The sequence below is a fragment of the Pseudohoeflea suaedae genome, from assembly GCF_004354915.1.
In the GTDB taxonomy this organism is placed as follows: Bacteria; Pseudomonadota; Alphaproteobacteria; order Rhizobiales; family Rhizobiaceae; genus Pseudohoeflea; species Pseudohoeflea suaedae.
In genome coordinates this window covers 1,718,126-1,735,723 of sequence record NZ_SMSI01000001.1, presented here as the reverse complement: position 1 = coordinate 1,735,723, position 17,598 = coordinate 1,718,126, and the positions used below count along the sequence as shown (strand labels likewise).

Annotated in this window: 23 protein-coding genes; 19 read left to right on the top strand and 4 right to left on the bottom strand. The window is 62.6% G+C overall.

The features are described from left to right. The first annotated feature begins 7 nt into the window (after nt 1-7). The 5 genes from E2A64_RS08180 (at nt 8) to E2A64_RS08160 (ending at nt 4,066) form a co-directional block, all read left to right on the top strand. The gene (locus tag E2A64_RS08180; protein ID WP_244598182.1) at nt 8-1,012 is read left to right on the top strand and encodes a P1 family peptidase; all 1,005 of its coding nucleotides are present in this window, start codon (nt 8-10) and stop codon (nt 1,010-1,012) included. Between the two features lie 73 nt (nt 1,013-1,085). Next, on the top strand, nt 1,086-1,811 hold the full coding sequence (locus E2A64_RS08175) for a DUF2259 domain-containing protein (RefSeq protein WP_133283881.1): 726 nt from the start codon (nt 1,086-1,088) through the stop codon (nt 1,809-1,811). A 3-nt stretch (nt 1,812-1,814) separates the two neighbouring features. Beyond that, a complete protein-coding gene (locus E2A64_RS08170) occupies nt 1,815-2,381 on the top strand; it encodes a hypothetical protein (protein ID WP_244598181.1) in 567 nt (188 codons plus the stop codon). Between the two features lie 86 nt (nt 2,382-2,467). Next, nucleotides 2,468-3,775, top strand: coding sequence for an adenylosuccinate lyase (gene purB, locus E2A64_RS08165; RefSeq protein ID WP_133283880.1), 1,308 nt, complete (start codon nt 2,468-2,470; stop codon nt 3,773-3,775). Nucleotides 3,776-3,913: 138 nt separating this feature from the next. Beyond that, a complete protein-coding gene (locus E2A64_RS08160; protein ID WP_133283879.1) occupies nt 3,914-4,066 on the top strand; it encodes a DUF3563 family protein in 153 nt (50 codons plus the stop codon). A 99-nt stretch (nt 4,067-4,165) separates the two neighbouring features. On the opposite strand, the gene E2A64_RS08155 is transcribed toward E2A64_RS08160, so the two are convergent. After that, a complete protein-coding gene (locus tag E2A64_RS08155) occupies nt 4,166-4,816 on the bottom strand; it encodes a hypothetical protein (RefSeq protein ID WP_133283878.1) in 651 nt (216 codons plus the stop codon). Nucleotides 4,817-5,019: 203 nt separating this feature from the next. Here E2A64_RS08155 and E2A64_RS08150 point away from each other — a divergent pair, with 203 nt between their 5' ends. Next, nucleotides 5,020-5,367, top strand: coding sequence for a hypothetical protein (locus tag E2A64_RS08150; protein ID WP_133283877.1), 348 nt, complete (start codon nt 5,020-5,022; stop codon nt 5,365-5,367). 184 nt (nt 5,368-5,551) lie between these two features. Continuing rightward, on the top strand, nt 5,552-6,112 hold the full coding sequence (locus E2A64_RS08145) for an RBBP9/YdeN family alpha/beta hydrolase (RefSeq protein WP_133283876.1): 561 nt from the start codon (nt 5,552-5,554) through the stop codon (nt 6,110-6,112). 6 nt (nt 6,113-6,118) lie between these two features. Here the strand turns inward: E2A64_RS08145 and E2A64_RS08140 are convergent, their stop codons facing one another. Then, nucleotides 6,119-6,880 (bottom strand): HpcH/HpaI aldolase family protein, encoded by a 762-nt coding sequence (locus E2A64_RS08140; protein ID WP_133283875.1) that lies wholly within the window; start codon nt 6,878-6,880, stop codon nt 6,119-6,121. A 97-nt stretch (nt 6,881-6,977) separates the two neighbouring features. After that, a complete protein-coding gene (locus tag E2A64_RS08135) occupies nt 6,978-7,298 on the bottom strand; it encodes a DUF1476 domain-containing protein (RefSeq protein WP_133283874.1) in 321 nt (106 codons plus the stop codon). Between the two features lie 230 nt (nt 7,299-7,528). Here E2A64_RS08135 and purC point away from each other — a divergent pair, with 230 nt between their 5' ends. From purC to E2A64_RS08095, 8 genes are all read left to right on the top strand, one after another. Continuing rightward, entirely contained in the window at nt 7,529-8,293 is a 765-nt protein-coding gene (gene purC / locus E2A64_RS08130) for a phosphoribosylaminoimidazolesuccinocarboxamide synthase (RefSeq protein WP_133283873.1), read from the top strand. A gap of 19 nt (nt 8,294-8,312) precedes the next feature. Next, nucleotides 8,313-8,555, top strand: coding sequence for a phosphoribosylformylglycinamidine synthase subunit PurS (purS, locus tag E2A64_RS08125; RefSeq protein ID WP_133283872.1), 243 nt, complete (start codon nt 8,313-8,315; stop codon nt 8,553-8,555). A gap of 17 nt (nt 8,556-8,572) precedes the next feature. Then, the gene (locus tag E2A64_RS08120; protein WP_133283871.1) at nt 8,573-8,830 is read left to right on the top strand and encodes a hypothetical protein; all 258 of its coding nucleotides are present in this window, start codon (nt 8,573-8,575) and stop codon (nt 8,828-8,830) included. 123 nt (nt 8,831-8,953) lie between these two features. Beyond that, nucleotides 8,954-9,625, top strand: a complete 672-nt coding sequence (purQ, locus tag E2A64_RS08115; RefSeq protein WP_133283870.1) for a phosphoribosylformylglycinamidine synthase subunit PurQ — start codon at nt 8,954-8,956, stop codon at nt 9,623-9,625. Beyond that, nucleotides 9,622-10,011, top strand: coding sequence for a hypothetical protein (locus E2A64_RS08110; protein ID WP_133283869.1), 390 nt, complete (start codon nt 9,622-9,624; stop codon nt 10,009-10,011). Before purQ ends, E2A64_RS08110 begins: the two co-directional genes overlap by 4 nt. Nucleotides 10,012-10,131: 120 nt before the next feature. Beyond that, the gene (gene purL, locus E2A64_RS08105) at nt 10,132-12,363 is read left to right on the top strand and encodes a phosphoribosylformylglycinamidine synthase subunit PurL (protein WP_133283868.1); all 2,232 of its coding nucleotides are present in this window, start codon (nt 10,132-10,134) and stop codon (nt 12,361-12,363) included. Nucleotides 12,364-12,410: 47 nt separating this feature from the next. Beyond that, entirely contained in the window at nt 12,411-12,644 is a 234-nt protein-coding gene (locus E2A64_RS08100) for a BolA/IbaG family iron-sulfur metabolism protein (protein WP_133283867.1), read from the top strand. 9 nt (nt 12,645-12,653) lie between these two features. Further along, the gene (locus E2A64_RS08095; protein ID WP_133283866.1) at nt 12,654-12,923 is read left to right on the top strand and encodes a hypothetical protein; all 270 of its coding nucleotides are present in this window, start codon (nt 12,654-12,656) and stop codon (nt 12,921-12,923) included. 592 nt (nt 12,924-13,515) lie between these two features. Here E2A64_RS08095 and E2A64_RS08090 read toward each other — a convergent pair. Further along, nucleotides 13,516-14,325, bottom strand: coding sequence for a phosphodiester glycosidase family protein (locus tag E2A64_RS08090; RefSeq protein ID WP_133283865.1), 810 nt, complete (start codon nt 14,323-14,325; stop codon nt 13,516-13,518). A gap of 115 nt (nt 14,326-14,440) precedes the next feature. Between E2A64_RS08090 and grxD the strand changes: the two genes are divergently transcribed. The 4 genes from grxD (at nt 14,441) to E2A64_RS08070 (ending at nt 17,568) form a co-directional block, all read left to right on the top strand. After that, nucleotides 14,441-14,773 (top strand): Grx4 family monothiol glutaredoxin, encoded by a 333-nt coding sequence (gene grxD, locus E2A64_RS08085; protein WP_133283864.1) that lies wholly within the window; start codon nt 14,441-14,443, stop codon nt 14,771-14,773. 121 nt (nt 14,774-14,894) lie between these two features. Beyond that, nucleotides 14,895-15,374 (top strand): YtoQ family protein, encoded by a 480-nt coding sequence (locus tag E2A64_RS08080; RefSeq protein ID WP_133283863.1) that lies wholly within the window; start codon nt 14,895-14,897, stop codon nt 15,372-15,374. After that, a complete protein-coding gene (locus E2A64_RS08075) occupies nt 15,371-16,093 on the top strand; it encodes a DUF2461 domain-containing protein (protein ID WP_133283862.1) in 723 nt (240 codons plus the stop codon). The genes E2A64_RS08080 and E2A64_RS08075 overlap by 4 nt, the downstream gene beginning before the upstream one ends. Before the next feature lie 215 nt (nt 16,094-16,308). Then, nucleotides 16,309-17,568, top strand: coding sequence for a multidrug effflux MFS transporter (locus tag E2A64_RS08070; RefSeq protein WP_133283861.1), 1,260 nt, complete (start codon nt 16,309-16,311; stop codon nt 17,566-17,568). The last annotated feature ends 30 nt before the right edge of the window (nt 17,569-17,598 follow it).

Genomic DNA, 17,598 nt, shown 5'->3' with positions numbered 1-17,598 from the left:
AATCGCCGTGAAAACGAGAAATCTCATTACCGATGTGGCCGGCCTGACCGTCGGCAATGCCCATGACGAAAAGGTCAGGTCGGGCGTTACCGCCATCCTCTGCGACAAGCCCACCGCGGCAGCCGTCCAGGTGCTCGGCGGCGCGCCCGGCACCCGCGAAACCGATCTTCTCGAACCCCACAACATGATCGACGGCGTCGATGCGATCACGCTTTCGGGCGGATCGGCCTTCGGGCTCGATGCGGCGTCCGGGGTTCAGGCCTGGTTGCGCGAGCACGACCGCGGGTTCCTGCTCGGCCCCCACCGCATCCCGATCGTCCCCTCGGCAATCCTCTTCGACCTCGTCAACAATGGCGACAAGGACTGGGGCCGCTTTTCGCCTTATCGCGAACTGGGATTCGCGGCCGCCGACACCGCCGGCGAAACCTTCGAGCTCGGCACCGCCGGAGCCGGCTACGGCGCTTTGACCGCGGGGTTGAAGGGCGGTCTCGGCTCGGCTTCGGACAGGACGGACAGCGGCTTCACCCTGGGTGCTCTGGTCGGTGTCAATGCCGTTGGCTCCGTCACGGTCGGCGACACCCGCAACTTCTGGGCCGCCCCGTTCGAGAAGGACGGCGAGTTCGGCGGTCTCGGCCTCCCCCACCCGATGCCCGACAATGCCGGCACGCCGAAAGTGAAATTCCGCGAGATGACGAAACAGGCGGGCGCCAATACCACGATCGCGGTCATCGCCACGGACGCGGTTCTGGACAAGGCCGCGGCCAAGCGTCTGGCGATTGCCGCCCATGACGGCTTTGCCCGCGCCATCTGGCCCGCGCATACCCCGTTCGACGGCGATCTGGTCTTCGCGCTCGCCACCGGCAGGAGCGGCAAGAAGCCCGATCTGCACGACTTTCTCGACCTCTGCGCGATGGCGGCCTCGACCATGGCCCGCGCCATCGCGCGCGGCGTTTACGAAGCCACACCGCAGGACAACGACATGTTCCCGGCCTGGAAGTCGGTGGACCGTTAGGCGGCATTCGCCCCGCGCTTGCATCTCCCTCACCCCGCAGCGCATAATCGGCGCGGGGCGAGAGGAGAGTTTTATGTTCAGAACCTGTCTGGCTGCAGCCACCATCGCCCTCGTCCCCGCATCAGCGCTCGCCGGCGATTTTTCGGAATTCCGCCCCATCGGCTTTTCGAGCCATGGCGGCGTCTTCGCCTTCGAGGAATTCGGCGTTCAGGACGGCTCGGGCTTTGCCTATGCCAACCGCTACTACATCGACACCACAACGGACCGGTATCTGCCGGGCACGCCTGTCCGCGTGAGGCTCGAGGATGAGACGAGGACGGTCAATGACGCGCGCGCCGAAGCGAGGGCCCAGGCTCTCGAGACCGAGACGACGAGCGGGGCGGCCGACGACCCAGGCATCTTCGCAGCCTTCCAGCCGGCCACCGAACCGCAATCGGACGGCACATTCCTGCTTTACCAGCCATTTGCCATCGAGCCCTATCCCGGCGACACGTGGGGCGTATCCCTCACGGAGAAGACGCTTACGCCATCGTCGAACTGCACGTCGTTCGATCAGGCGAACAAGGGGTTCCGGCTCGAGATGAAGAAGGCCGCCGGCAATGCGGACGCCATCCTGCTTCATGACGACACCTCGATCCCGAATTCGCGCGGCTGCCCGCTGTCCTACAAGATCGCCGGAGCGATGACGCATCGCAATCCGGACGGTTCGACAACCCATGCGATTCTGGTATTGATCAGGAATATCGGTTTCGAGGGCCCCGACGGGCGCTACATTGCGGTGACGAAAAGGATCGACTGAGGCTTGCCCGACATTTCAGCAACTCCGGACCGGAAGACGTCTTCCGGTCTTGTGGCGCGTTTGCGCTTCGCCCTGCCCTCTGCCCGCTCCGCAAGCGTCGGCGCCGTCCTGTGGGGCCTCGCCATGACACTGTCGGCGCAGCTTGCCCTGTGGATCGCCATCCGGCTCGATACCTGGCATCTGCAGGCACTGTCGATGCTGTTCTTCGCCGGAGGCGCCATCGCCTGGCCGCTGGCGCTTTGCGCGATCCGCTTCTGCTCCTATCGCCGTGCGCCCGAAACCTGGTTTGCAGCCTCGGTGCTGTTTCTCTCCTGCGGCACCGTGATCGTCACTGCAGGCCTCTTCGCGCTCCAGTACCGGATCTACTATGCGCAGTGGCACAGCGAATTCCTTTCCAAGATCTGGATCTTCCAGTTCGTCTTCACGACAGCGGCGGCCGTCTACCAGTTCGCCGTGATGGGCTTGCGGCTCTATTTGCCGCTCGGCGCGGTGGTTCTGTTCCTCACCGCACTGATTATTGCGCGAAATGCAGGAAAGGCCGGGCGTTCCGGCACAATTTTCCCTTTCTGAGCGCCGCGGGCCGTTTCCTTTCGCACAGGTTTTGGGATAGACCGCTCCCGACCACCCTCATCGCCGACCGAAATACGGATACGCCCATGATCCCCCGTTATGCCCGTCCCGAGATGACCGCCATCTGGGAGCCCGCCACCAAGTTCAAGATCTGGTACGAGATCGAAGCCCATGCCTGCGACGCGCAGGCCGCGCTCGGCGTCATCCCGAAGGAGAACGCGGAAGCGGTCTGGAGGGCCAGGGACGTGGATTTCGACGTCGCCCGCATCGACGAGATCGAAGCCGTCACCAAGCACGACGTCATCGCCTTCCTCACCCATCTGGCCGAGCATGTCGGCTCCGAGGAAGCCCGTTTCGTTCACCAGGGCATGACCTCGTCGGACGTGCTCGACACCTGCCTCAACGTTCAGCTCGTTCGCGCCGCAGACATCCTGCTTGCCGACATGGACAAGCTTCTCGCCGCGCTGAAGACCCGCGCCTTCGAACACAAGAACACCGTCCGCGTCGGCCGCTCGCACGGCATTCACGCCGAGCCCACCACGATGGGGCTGACCTTTGCCCGCTTCTATGCCGAGATGGACCGCAACAAGGCCCGCCTTCAGGCCGCCCGCGAGGAAATCGCCACGGGCGCGATCTCCGGTGCCGTCGGCACCTTCGCCAATATCGATCCGGCGGTCGAGGAACATGTCTGCGAGAAGCTCGGCCTCAGGCCCGAGCCGATCTCAACCCAGGTGATCCCGCGCGACCGTCACGCAATGTTCTTCGCCGTCCTCGGGGTCATTGCCTCGTCGATCGAGAACGTGGCGATCGAGATCCGCCACATGCAGCGCACGGAAGTACTGGAAGGCGCGGAATTCTTCTCGATGGGCCAGAAGGGCTCCTCGGCCATGCCGCACAAGAAAAACCCCGTCCTGACCGAAAACCTGACAGGCCTTGCCCGCCTGGTGCGCATGACCGTGATCCCGGCCATGGAGAACGTCGCTCTCTGGCACGAGCGCGACATCTCCCACTCCTCGGTCGAGCGCGGCATTGCGCCTGACGCGACGATCACGCTCGACTTCGCGCTCAACCGTCTCGCAGGCGTCGTCGAGAAGATGCTCATCTTCCCGCAGAACATGCTCGACAACATGAACAAGTTCCCGGGTCTGGTGATGAGCCAGCGCGTTCTTCTGGCCCTCACCCAGGCCGGCGTGAGCCGCGAGGACGCCTATTCCATGGTGCAGCGCAATGCGCTCAAGGTCTGGGAAGAGCGCCTGGATTTCCGCGAGCTTCTGCTCGCCGACGCGGACGTCGTCAAGGCGCTCGGCGTGGACGGCATCAACGCGAAATTCGACATGGACTACCACACCAAGCACGTCGACACGATCTTCCGCCGGGTCTTCGGCGAAGCCTGATCGAACCGTCCCATATTGCTATGCAGCAAAACTCGCCATGAGTTTGCTGCATAGCAGCATTGGCGAAAAGGCGTTTGTTTCTCTTCCCCCACGCGTGCATCCTGCGACTGGGAGAACTCGAACTAAGGGGAAACGAACATGTTTTCGAACCTGCAGAAATTCGCCGCCAAGTTCCGCGTTCCGTCGCAGCACGAGCTTGAAATGCGCTACCTCAACGAATCGCGCGACATCTACGATCTGGAATATCGCAGCCGCCAGATCGACAATGGCCACTTCCGCGGCCGTCGCTGAGCGGCATCAGGCAGCGCATGAAGTTTCAGGGCCGGCCTCACGCGAGCGCCGGCCTTTTTCATGCCTGCACACCTCTTTCATGCCTGCACATATGACGGCTCACTCGATGCCGCAAAAACCCTTGTCCTGGAAGCGCGGCCAGTCCTCGACCGTCAGCGGACCGAGCGAGAGCGTGAACTGCTCCTCGTCCTCGTCCACCTCGCGCTCTCCCCTGCCCGTCAGCAGGTTCACATCGCACTTCCTGGCATCGCCGCCCTTCACCAGGGTGTCGTAGCTGGAATAGGTATAGCCGGCGAGCATCATCTTCCCGTCACGCCATGCCAGTGTGAGCGTCTGGCTCCAGCGATGCCGGCCCACGGAGTCATTGTGGGAGAGCAGCCTGATCGAGCTGTTCGCCGCGATCGTGACCGAGGGACGGTTGCCGACCATGCCGCCTGGCAGGCCACCCCAGACGAGGTCGGGATAATAGGCTTTCGGCCTGATCCGGTCCTTGTCCTTTCCCGCGCCCTTCATCAGCAACAATCCGTGGTCCCTTTCGCCGGCGTCTTCGTCGGGCGTCAGAAGCAGCACGAGGTCGACCTTGCCGTCACCATCGACATCGCCCGAGGCCGCGGAGACGATGCGGTTCGCGAAGTCCGGAATTTCAGCTGCCTGAGCGCTCCCCGCACCGGCCGCGGCAGGTCCCAGAACTGCGGCCAGCGCGGCTGCAATCACTGCCGTCCTGCGGCGAATTGTGTTCGTACTCTTCATTCAGGGCCTCCTGTCGGCGGATACTTATCCTGTCGCTTCACGGCTGGAAAGCAATTCCGCTCGCTGTGACATTCGTACATCTTATGTGAGCGATTGCGCCGGATTTCGGCCCCAATCACGCATCACATTTCCTCCTCAAAAGAACCCCGGCGCCGCGACGCTTCACGCCGACGACCGGGGCAACCCGCAGGAGGTTGAGTAAATTGACTGACATACAGCAGGACCACGGCCCGGCGCAGACGCGTCGCTTTGGCCGAACCAAGACGGAAATCGAGATCGAAGACGCCGCGACGGTCACATGGCTCATCGGTGTCGCAGCGGCAATCGTGGCGGGCGGCTATCTTTTCCTCTCCACATTTTCCGGCGTCGATCAGGCGACCCTGGATGCAGCGGTCGGCGCACGCTCGGCCAACGCGGCCCACAGCGGCACGGCCACGGTAGACGGCTCTCACCTATCCGAAGGAATGCAGGCCACGCCAGTCGCCGCCACCTCGACGCTCGCCACGCCTCCGATCGCCACCACTCCCATCGCCACCACACCCATCGACTGACATTCAGGTCGTTTCCCCGTCCGGTGTTCCCATGCCTCCGGGGCAACGACGTGGGTTCACCGACAGCCGCCGCGGTTCTCCCGAGCCGCGGCGGCATCTTTTTAGGGCTGTCGCGCCATATCAAGAAAACTTGAAATATCGCCGAATATTGACATTTTGAGGCCAAAAGACCACATCCCCGCCCATGAAAGTCGCAGAAACCGATATTCTCATCGTTCCTGGATTCAAGAATTCCGGTCCTGATCACTGGCAGACACGCTGGGAGAAAAAGCTCTCCTCGGCGCGTCGGGTCGAGCAGGCGGAATGGACGAAGCCGCTTGTCGAGGACTGGACGGCGACGCTCGCCGAGGCCGTCAACGGCGCCGAGCGGCCCGTCGTGATCATCGCCCATTCGCTGGGGGTCGCGACATTCGTTCAGGCCGTGCCGCAATTCGAAAAGAAGATCGCCGGCGCCTTCCTGGTCGCCCCGCCGGAAGTTGCCAATCCGGGCATAAGGCCAAAGCACCTGATGACTTTCGGCCCCTATCCGGAAGAACCGCTCCCCTGCCCGTCCATCGTCATTGCCAGCCGCGATGATTCCTTCGGCAGTTTCGAACATGCCGGCGACATGGCGAATGCCTGGGGCTCGCTCTTCATCGATGCCGGCCATTCCGGCCATATCGATGCAGCCTCCGGCCATGGTCCCTGGCCGGAAGGCTCGATGGTGTTCGCGAAATTCCTCTCGCGGCTGACGGCTGAGGCCTGATCCCGGTCAGCCGCGCACTGCACCGAGAATCGCGTCCGCCCCGGTCTGGATCAGCACATCGTCGTTGGTCGCGGTGATCATACGGTATCCCATCCTTGCGGCCGCGATGGCCGATTCGGCGGAATTGGCATAGATCGCCGAAAGCTTGCCGGCCTCCGTGCAGCTTCTGGCGATACCGGCGATAAAATCCTGCATCTCCGGCAAGAAGGGGTTCATCTCCTTGCCGCCCGACCAGGAAATCGACAGATCGGATGGGCCGACGAAAAGGCCGTCGATGCCCTCGATCGCCAGAATCTCCTCGTAGATCTCCACGGCGGCCATCGTCTCGATCATCGCAATTGCCAGGGTCTGGGCGTTCGCAGACTTGAAATAGGTGCCGGCCGTGTGCTCGCGGTGAAGGTTGAGAGCCTGCAACGGTCCCCAGGAGCGCTCGCCCAGCGGCGGGTATTTCATCGCCGCAACGAAGGCCCTGGCGTCTTCGAGCGTGTTGATCATCGGCGCGATGACGGCCTCGAAGCCGGCATCGAGTCCGCGCGAGGCGAGATCGAATCGTCCGACCGGAATGCGGAGGATCGGCGGCTTGCCCGCGGCCATGATCTCCAAAGGCTCCCGGAGCGCGGATGTTTCGGTGTGCATGCCGTGCTGCATGTCGATCACCACCGCATCGAAACCCGCATGCGCCATGCGAGCCGGCATGCCGGCCGCCGGGTAGGATGACCATGCCACGAACAGGGGTTCGGGTTGTGCCAGACGTGGGTTCAAAAGCATGCGGGCTCCTCCATTTTTTCCAGTATAGACCAATCCAACAAAAAACCGCTCCCGGGAAGCCGGAAGCGGTTGGGACAGGCTCGAATATTGCTGCCGCCTATTCGGCCTGGATCTGTTCGATGGCAATATGTGCCAGTTCGAGCATCTTGGCGCGGATCTCCTCGTCGGACACCGCGATGTTCTTCGCGTCGAAGTCGCCGCGCACCTTGCGGAAGACGTCTTCGTGACCGGCTTCCTCGAAATCGGCAATCACGACGGTCTTGGCATAGGCATCGGCGTCGTCGCCGGAGATGCCCATCTTCTCGGCAGCCCAGAGACCGAGCAGCTTGTTGGCGCGGGCTTCCGCCTTGAACTTCATTTCCTGGTCGTGAGCAAACTTGTTTTCGAACGCTTTTTCGCGATCATTTAAGCTGGTCATGGCCTTCTCCGGCTAAGTGTTATCGTTTCCTCCCCCGCAGGGGATTGCCCGCCATAAACCAAAAGGTGGGCAAAAGTGCAATGAGATGAAACCGAACCCTGACTGAATTATCGGTGACTTCGGGACCCAACGGCGTTGTCGAAGCCGCCGCGATGCGATAATACCCCAGAAAATGGCCAATCACGACCGGATGGCTCCCAAACGTCCGGCCAAAACACAGAGATTTTCCAATGAACCGTCGTCGCCGCATTTACGAAGGCAAGGGCAAGATTCTTTATGAAGGCCCGGAGCCCGGTACGCTTATCCAGTTCTTCAAGGACGACGCGACCGCCTTCAACAAGAAGAAGCATGATGTCGTTGACGGCAAGGGCGTCCTGAACAACCGGATTTCCGAGTTCATATTCAGCCATCTCAACAAGATCGGCATCCCCACCCACTTCATCCGCCGCGTCAACATGCGCGAGCAGCTGATCAAGGAAGTGGAGATCATTCCGCTCGAGGTGGTGGTACGCAATGTCGCAGCCGGCTCGCTGTCCAAACGCCTCGGCATCGAGGAAGGCACCGTGCTGCCGCGCTCGATCATCGAATTCTACTACAAGGCCGATGCGCTCGACGATCCGATGGTCTCGGAAGAACATGTCACCGCCTTCGGCTGGGCAAGCCCGCAGGAAATCGACGACATCATGGCGCTCGCCATCCGCGTCAACGACTTCCTCAACGGCCTCTTCCTCGGCGTCGGCATCCAGCTCGTCGACTTCAAGATCGAGTGCGGCCGCCTCTATGAAGGCGACATGATGCGCATCGTCGTTGCCGACGAAATCTCGCCCGACTCCTGCCGCCTGTGGGATGTGACGACCAACCAGAAGCTCGACAAGGACGTCTTCCGCCGGGACCTCGGCAGCCTTGTCGAAGCCTATCAGGAAGTCGCCCGCCGTCTGGGCATCATGAACGAGAACGAACCGCCGCGCCCTTCCGGCCCGGTTCTGGTAAAGTAAGCAGGGACTGTCCGGACCAATGATCAAGGCACGCGTAACGGTAACGCTCAAGAACGGCGTTCTCGACCCCCAGGGCAAGGCCATCGGCCATGCCCTCTCCGGCCTCGGCTTCGACGGTGTCGGCTCGGTGCGCCAGGGCAAGGTGTTCGACATCGAGATCGAAGGCGACGACCGCGCAGCGGCCGAAGCCGATCTCAAGGCCATGTGCGACAAGCTTCTGGCCAACACCGTGATTGAGGACTATTCTGTAACCCTTATCTGAGGTTGCAGGAGGCCTTGATGGCCGATGTCACGCAGGAATTCATGTACGAGCTGATGAAGCGGATTCACGCCGATATCGGCGAATTGAAGCTGGCTCAGCAGGAAACGAAGGCAGAGCTCGTAAACATGCGCGGCACTATGGTCGCCATGCAATCCGATATCCATAACATGTATGGCATGCTGTATCGGCTTGACGACCGTGTTGCGCGCATCGAAAAGCGGCTGGACTTGCGCGAATTCACCGAAGGCCACAGTCCCTACAATCCGGATGCCTGAGTTTTTCGCGGTCAGCGCATAAAACCCTCGAAAATTGCTGGGAAGCCCCACCCTTCGCACTCGCAATCGCCGGCGGAGTGCGGTAAACGGGGCCAATTCCATTCTTCTTGAAGCGGACTGCCCATGAAAACCGCCGTCGTCCTCCTCCCCGGCCTCAATCGCGATCGCGACATGATCGCGGCGCTCACCAAGATTTCCGGCACGCCGCCGGTCACCATCTGGCAGACGGAGACCGAGATCGCAGACGATATCGACCTCGTCGTCGTGCCCGGCGGCTTCTCCTATGGCGACTATCTGCGCTGCGGCGCAATTGCCGCCCGGATGCCGGTTCTCCGGGCGCTCAAGGAAAAGGCCGAACGCGGCACCCGCGTGATCGGCGTGTGCAACGGCTTCCAGATTCTCGTCGAAGCCGGCCTGCTGCCGGGCGCGCTGATGCGCAATGCTTCGCTCAAATTCGTCTGCCGCGAAGTCAAGCTCGAAGTCGCCAATGCTTCGACCTCCTTCACCTCGGGCTACACACAGGGCCAGATCATCCGCTGCCCGGTCGCCCATCACGATGGCAATTACGTCGCCGACGAAACCACGCTGAAATCGATCGAGGACAAGGGCCAGGTGGTCTTCCGCTACGCCGAAGGCACCAACCCGAACGGTTCGATGAACGACATTGCGGGCATCGTCAACGAAGCCGGCAACGTGCTCGGCATGATGCCGCATCCGGAAAATCTCATCGAGGCCGCCCATGGCGGCGACGACGGCAGGGCGCTCTTCGCAGCGGCTCTGGAAGTCGCCGCATGATCACCGCGCGCCGCCTGACCGCCCTTTCCCTCGCGGCTGTCGCGGCCGCCGCCCTGGCCGGCTGCAACGAGCAGCCGAAGCCTTCGTCGGGCTCGGCGCACGCCCAGGCGGTTACGACACTGCAGAAGGTCAACACGCAGGCGCACCAGTGCTGGCTCAAGGACGATGCCTTCAAGGCCTATGGCATCGTGCCGGAGCTCGACACCTCGGGCACCCCGCGCCTTCTCGTCATTCCGCGCGGCAAGCCGCAATCCCTCCCCCAGCTGGTCATCGCCGCCATGGGGCCGGATGTGAGCCTTTACGGGCCGCTGACCGATTCCGCCCTTTCGCCCCGGATCAAGGCCGATGTCGGTCGCTGGTCGAAGGGCGCATCCGGCTGTGCATGAAAAACAGGCCTTCTTCGGGGGATAGCGCAGTCAAAACGGGTGCCATCAGCACACCGCCTGCGTTATAGGAAGGCCAGACAACGCCCCCGAGAAATCCGCGTTTCCGAAAGACAGTTGCCCATGTCCATTCCCAATACCGTCGCCATCACCGAAGAGCTGATTGCCGCCCACGGCCTCAAGCCCGACGAATACGAGCGTATTCTCGAGCTGATCGGCCGCGAACCGAGCTTCACCGAACTCGGCATCTTCTCGGCGATGTGGAACGAGCACTGCTCCTACAAGTCGTCCAAGAAGTGGCTGCGCACGCTGCCGACCACCGGACCATACGTGATCCACGGCCCCGGCGAGAACGCCGGCGTGGTCGATATCGGCGACGGCGACTGCGTGATCTTCAAGATGGAGAGCCACAACCACCCCTCCTATATCGAGCCCTATCAGGGGGCCGCGACCGGTGTCGGGGGCATCCTGCGCGACGTCTTCACCATGGGCGCCCGCCCGATCGCGGCGATGAACGCACTCCGTTTCGGCGCCCCGGACCATGCCAAGACCCGCCATCTGGTGGCCGGTGTCGTCGCCGGCGTGGGCGGTTACGGCAACTCCTTCGGCGTGCCGACAGTCGGCGGCGAGGTGGAATTCGACGCCCGCTACAACGGCAATTGCCTCGTCAACGCCTTTGCCGCGGGTCTTGCCAAGACCGACGCGATCTTCCTGTCCGAAGCCAAGGGCGTGGGGTTGCCCGTCGTCTATCTCGGCGCCAAGACCGGCCGTGACGGTGTCGGCGGCGCGACCATGGCATCTGCCGAGTTCGACGACACGATCGAGGAAAAGCGTCCCACCGTTCAGGTCGGCGACCCGTTCACCGAAAAATGCCTGCTCGAAGCCTGCCTCGAGCTCATGCAGACCGGCGCCGTCATCGCCATCCAGGACATGGGCGCTGCCGGGCTCACCTGCTCGGCCGTTGAAATGGGCGCCAAGGGCGATCTCGGCATCGAACTCGATCTCGACAAGGTCCCGGTACGCGAAGAGAACATGAGCGCCTACGAGATGATGCTGTCGGAAAGCCAGGAGCGCATGCTCATGGTTCTCGAGCCCGCCAGGAAGGACGAGGCGGAAGCCATCTTCGTCAAATGGGGTCTCGACTTCGCCATCGTCGGCAAGACCACGGACGACCTGCGCTTCCGGGTCCTGCACCAGGGCGAGGAAGTCGCCAATCTCCCGATCAAGGAACTGGGCGACCAGGCGCCCGAATATGACCGCCCCTGGCGCGAGCCGGGCCGCTTCTCGCCGCTGCCTGCGACAGATGTCGCCGAACCGGAAGACTACGGCCGGGCGCTCCTGGCGCTATTGGGATCGCCCAACAATTCCTCGCGTCGCTGGGTGTGGGAGCAATACGACACCCTGATCCAGGGCAACTCGCTGCAGATCCCCGGCGGTGACGCCGGCGTGGTACGCGTCGAGGGGCATCCGACCAAGGCGCTGGCCTTCTCCTCGGACGTCACGCCGCGCTATGTCGAGGCCGATCCGTTCGAGGGCGGCAAGCAGGCGGTTGCGGAATGCTGGCGCAACCTGACGGCCGTCGGCGCCGAACCGCTCGCCTCCACCGACAACCTCAATTTCGGCAATCCCGAACGCCCCGAGATCATGGGCCAGTTCGTCAAGGCCATCGAGGGTATCGGCGAAGCCTGCCGCGCCCTCGGCTTCCCGATCGTGTCGGGCAACGTGTCGCTCTACAACGAGACCAATGGCGAAGGCATTCTGCCCACCCCGACCATCGGAGGCGTCGGCCTCATCCCGGACTGGGCGCAGATGGCCAAGATCGGCACGATGCAGGACGGCGATGTCGTGCTGCTCTTCGGCGGCGACGGCACCCATCTGGGCCAGTCGGTCTATATGCGCGACGTTCTGGGCCTTGCGGAAGGTCCCGCACCGGAGGTCCATCTCGGCGACGAAAAGCGCAACGGCGACTTCATCCGCTCGCTGATCCGCAACGGCCAGGCCACCGCCTGCCACGACATCTCCGCGGGCGGTCTGGCGCTCGCGCTCGCCGAAATGTCGATCGCCTCCGGTCTGGGCATGTCGATCGACATTTCCGAAGCCGCCGGCCCGGCGCACGCGGTTCTCTTCGGCGAGGATCAGGCGCGCTACGTCGTCACCGTTCCCGCCGACATGGGCAATTTCCTCATGGTCAATGCCGAGGGCGCTGGCGTGCCGTTCCGCAGGCTCGGCACCGTGGGCGGCGACACGTTCTCGGTCGAGGGGATCCTGAGCCTCGATGTCGGCCAATTGCGCAACGCGCATGAATCGTGGTTTCCTGACTATATGGAAGCGACCGCCGCGGAAGCGGCGGAATAGGATCAGGCAGCACCAGCTGCACAGGACGGAAACGAGGAGTACCCGGAATGCCCATGAAGGCTGGCGACATCGAGACGATGATCAAGCAAGGCATCCCCGACGCAACGGTGAAGATCCGCGATCTTGCCGGCGACGGCGATCACTTTGCCGCCGAGGTCGTGGCCGAGAGTTTTCGGGGCAAGTCGCGCGTCCAGCAGCACCAGATGGTGTACGAGGCGCTCAAGGGAAACATGGGCGGCGTGCTTCACGCACTCGCCCTTCAGACCTCCGTGCCTGAGTAGACTTCAGCCATGGCCGGCTTCTTCGACGAGTTCATTGCCGATGTCGTTGACGCTGCCGGCAAGGAACTGACCAAGCCAAGACGCCGGCGGCGGAAGTCCACCACGCTCCGCCGCAAGGTCACCTCGACGCTTGAAAAGGCGCTTATCGAGGCCGTTCTCGGCGAAAAGACCACCACCCGCAAAACGAAGACGAAACGTCTCGCCAGACGCGCCAGCACGCGGACACGTACCAAGCGACGGACCACCACGCGCAAGACGGCTGCGCGCCGGGCATCCTGAGTTCGCGGTTTCCGGGCCAACTCCACTGTCTTCGTCATGCCCGGACTTGATCCGGGCATCCAGTCCGTGATCCGACCCCATTGCAGGAACCAGCGCTCGGGCGTCTCCGTCTTGGAGACCGAGGCAACCATTGCGTGAAGCCTTCGACGGTTCAGGTTCAGGATGACACGTCAGGGTATGGATTCTCGGGTCAAGCCCGAGAATGACGAGTGGAGAGACTGTGCACCCCGCCCGAGAATGACGAGTGGAGAGACTGCGTACCCCGCCCGAGAATGACGAGTAGAGAGACTGCGTACCCCGCTATCCGCAGAGCATGATGCCGCCACACGCCACTCTCCCCCTTGCGGGGAGATGTCTGCGCCAGCAGACAGAGGGAGAGCACGATACCACCACACGCCACTCTCCCCCCTTGCGGGGGAGATGTCTGCGCCAGCAGACAGAGGGGGGTGCCCCTCCGCGATTTCGGTGTCTGCGCCAGCAGACAGAGGGGATGCCCCTCCGCGATTTCGGTGTCTGAGGCATTCCCCGCTGTCATCTTCGGTGACATCTCCCCCGCAAGGGCCGAGAGAGGAAGAGGCGCTCGCCTTCGCGCCTATTCCATCACCGCGATCACCGTTCCTGCCGGTTCGCGCTTCTCCGCATAGACGGTGCCGTCGGCATAAAGCGCCGAAACCGAGCCGTCGAAAAACAGCGCGTTGGGGCAGTCAAAGGCGTTCTTGAAGGCCATCGCGAAGCCGTAGAAGTTCACCGGGTCGAGCGACAGCGCCATGACGACCTTCCCCTCCGGCGTCACACCGATACCGTTGCGGGTGTAGGTGGAGGTGCCGGCGACGAGGAACCGTGGGTGCAGCTGCCCGTCGATGACCATCATCGGGCCCGACTGCGAAGCGATGCGCGGCCTGATCCCGGCCGTCACATAGGCCTCCGTCTCCATCACGCCGGGCTTGCCGGTCTCGTCGACATAGAAGATGCCGTTCGGTTTGAGAAAGAAATTGCCGAAGCCGCCCGAGGTGTTGACCGGGGCGATCTGCTCCCCGCCCTCGACAAGAAGGCCGACAGGGCTCAGGTCGGAATGGTACATGCCGGCATTCATGGCGATCAGCGGCGCACGGCCCTCCGCCTTGCTCGCTGCGACGAAACCTTCCACATCGCCCCAGGGCTTGCCGTCCGGACCGGCGTGGAAGAGCTCGAGATCGGCGGTCGCCGGGTCGATCTCGCAGACCACATAGCGGATGCCGTCCACCTGCGTCTTCCTGCAGCCATGCGTCAGTGCTTCCACCTCGTTGCCCTCCACGCCTTGCGCGGGTTCGACCGTCGTCCGCGACGTCAAAGCCCACCACAGGATGGCAGCCACGACAAGGGTGGCAAGCACCGAGATCAGAAGCAGAAGGTAGCGGTTCATGGAAAAATTCCCGGTCGGACGAGGATGGGCATCGGCTTGTATTGTCGCAGCCGAAGGGCTATTTCAGGGCAAGAACCCCGTCGGGCCTTGAACCCGGATGCGAAAGGACAGTTTTATGACCGCCATCAATGAATTCATCGACAATGAAGTCAAATCCAACGACGTCGTCCTGTTCATGAAGGGCACGCCGCAGTTCCCGCAATGCGGTTTCTCCGGCCAGGTCGTGCAGATCCTCGATTATCTCGGCGTTCCCTACAAGGGCATCAACGTTCTCGCCGATGACGACCTGCGTCAGGGCATCAAGGATTACTCCAGCTGGCCGACCATCCCGCAGCTCTACGTCAAGGGCGAATTCGTCGGCGGTTGCGACATCATCCGCGAGATGTTCCAGGCCAGCGAACTCCAGCAGCACCTTCAGGAGAAGGGCGTGCCGGTGAAGGCTGCCTGATTGGCACGGCACTTTAAGAAACGCGCAAAAGAGGCGGATTTTCCGCCTCTTTTCGTTTTTGCGATCAAGCCAAAACCGATGATCGCTGAGCTTTGAGTTACCGACTGTCGAGGTTTCGCACATGACATGGACCGTCTATCTTTCCGGGGAGATCCACACCGACTGGCGTGAGCAGATCGAAGCCGGTGCGAAGGCTGCGGGCCTTGAGGTTTCCTTCTCCGCGCCCGTCACCCATCATGAAGCCTCCGATGATGTCGGCGTCGCGCTGCTGGGCAAGGAGCCGGACAAGTTCTGGCACGATCACAAGGGCGCGCAGATCAACGCCATCCGCACGCGGACGCTGATCGGCAAGGCCGATATCGTGGTCGTCCGCTTCGGAGAAAAGTACAAGCAATGGAATGCCGCCTTCGATGCCGGCTATGCGGCGGCTCTCGGCAAGCCGCTGATTATCATGCATCAGGACGAGCATGCCCATGCGCTCAAGGAAGTGGACGCGGCTGCCCTTGCCGTGGCGAGAACGCCGGAGGAAGTGGTGTTGATCCTTCAATATGTGATCGACGGCACCCTGGCCGGCTACACGGACAAGGAGGCCGGTCGATGACGGGGAGCGCCTATTCCGGATTCGGCCCTCAGACCCTGCCCTTCCTGAAGGCACTCGGCTTTCATCAGAACCGGGAATGGTTCGAGGACAACCGCGAGATCTACGAAACGGAATTGCGGGAGCCGCTCGCGGCGCTGATGGACGATATCGCCGCGCGGTTCGCGGACGAGGACATTCCGCTGACCTGTTCGGCGAAACAGAGCATCTTCCGCATCAATCGCGATGTCCGGTTCTCCAGGAACAAGGAACCCTACAAGACCAATCTCGGTGCGATCGTCACGCGCTCGGGCGCGAAGAAGGATCCGGGGCTTCTCTACATCAACATCGCGCCGGACAATTGCTTCGTCGGCGCCGGCTTCTATCGCCTCGAGGGCGAGGAGTTGCGCGCGTTCCGTGAGGCGATCATCGAAAAGCCGGGGCAGTTTCGGGCCGCAGTCGCGCCGCTCACCCAGCGCGGACACAGCTTTATCGAACGGGACATGCTCAAACGGCCGCCGCGCGGATTCGAGGGCATCGAGGATCCGGAAACGCTCGAACTCCTCAAGCTCAAGCACATCGCGCTGTCGCGCCCCTTCGAGCCGGACATGCTCAATGGCCGGGCGCTGATCGACGAGATGGTCGACGTGGCACGGGCAGCTCTCCCTCTTCTCGAATTCGGCTGGCGAATCGTCGATCCCTTCCGCGCCGCAGCCGGCGAGGTTCCGGCTGGACGAAGATAGGTCTCGCAACCGCCATGACAAAGGTCAAACGGACTGACATATTTGGTATTGCCCGCAGCTCCAGGTAAAGCTACCTAGAGAAAGGCCACGGAATCCTGACGATCCCGGCCCGCCGCGAAGCGCCCCCGGACATTTCCGCCCGGCCGCGCGACCATCACTTCTAAGCGAATACGCACGACGCGCGCCATGTCCGGCGCCTTGCGGATGGAGTTCTCATGCTCGACAAGCGTTCCGACCAGCAAACCGCTGCCCCGTCCCCGAGCTACCGGCTGCCCGGCGCAATCGGCTTCAACGAGTTCATCGTGCTGATGGCCGCACTGACCTCGATCGTCGCCTTCTCCATCGACATCTTCCTGCCGGCGCTGGCCGATATCGGCAACGACTACCAGCTCACGGATGACAACGACCGGCAGCTCGTCATCGTCGCCTTCACGGTCAGCTTCGGCATTACCCAGCTCTTCTTCGGCCCGCTCGCCGATCGCTTCGGCCGCAAGTCACTGATGATCGGCAGCCTGATCTTCTATGCGATCGCCTCGTTTGCGGCGAGCTTCGCGCCGAGTTTCGAGTTTCTGCTGGTCACCCGCATTTGCCAGGCCATCGGCGCTTCGGGCGTCCGCATCACCACCTCGGCCGTCATCCGCGACTGTTTCGAGGGCCGCGACATGGCCCGCGTGATGAGCTACATCTTCACCACTTTCATGGTCGTGCCGATCTTCGCGCCAGCCCTCGGCCAGGGCATCATTTCGGTGGCCGAATGGCACTGGATCTTCACTTTCCTCGGCACGGGCTCGCTGCTGCTCGCGATCTGGTGCTTCATCAAGATCGAGGAAACCCTGGCGCCCGAAAACCGGCGCAGCCTGGCGGTTCGCTCGATTGCCCAGGCAGCCGTCGAAATCTCCACCAACCGCGTTGCCGCCGGGTATTCGCTGGCCTCGACGCTGTTCTTCGGCGCGCTGTTTTCGATGGTCGTGTCGGTGCAGCAGATCTTCGACGACATTTACGGGCTGGGGCAATGGTTCGCCCTCGCCTTCGCCGGCAATGCCGTCGGCATGGCGATCGCGAGCTTCATGAACGCACGTCTGGTGCGCAAGCTCGGCATGCGCCGCATGTCGCACGCAGCCATGGTCAGCTTCGTCAGCGTGTCCTTCGTCATGTTCGTGCTGGCCCTCATCGGCACGCCGCCTTTCGCGGTGATGTTCACCCTGCTGGCAATCGCGATGATGAGCTTCGGCCTGGTGGCCGGCAATTTCAACTCGATCGCCATGCAGCCGCTCGGTCATATCGCCGGCACGGCGACCTCGCTCATCGGAACGCTGACATTTACCGGCGGCGCGGTTCTCGGCGGCCTCGTCGGGCAAGCCTTCGACGGGACCGTGCTGCCGATCTCCACGGCCTTCTTCAGCTTCGGATTCGGTGCACTTCTCATCGTGCTCGCGACCGAGCGCGGCAAGCTGTTCACCGTCGAAAACGGCTAGGGTCAGGACCTGTTAATCTGGCTGGAATGG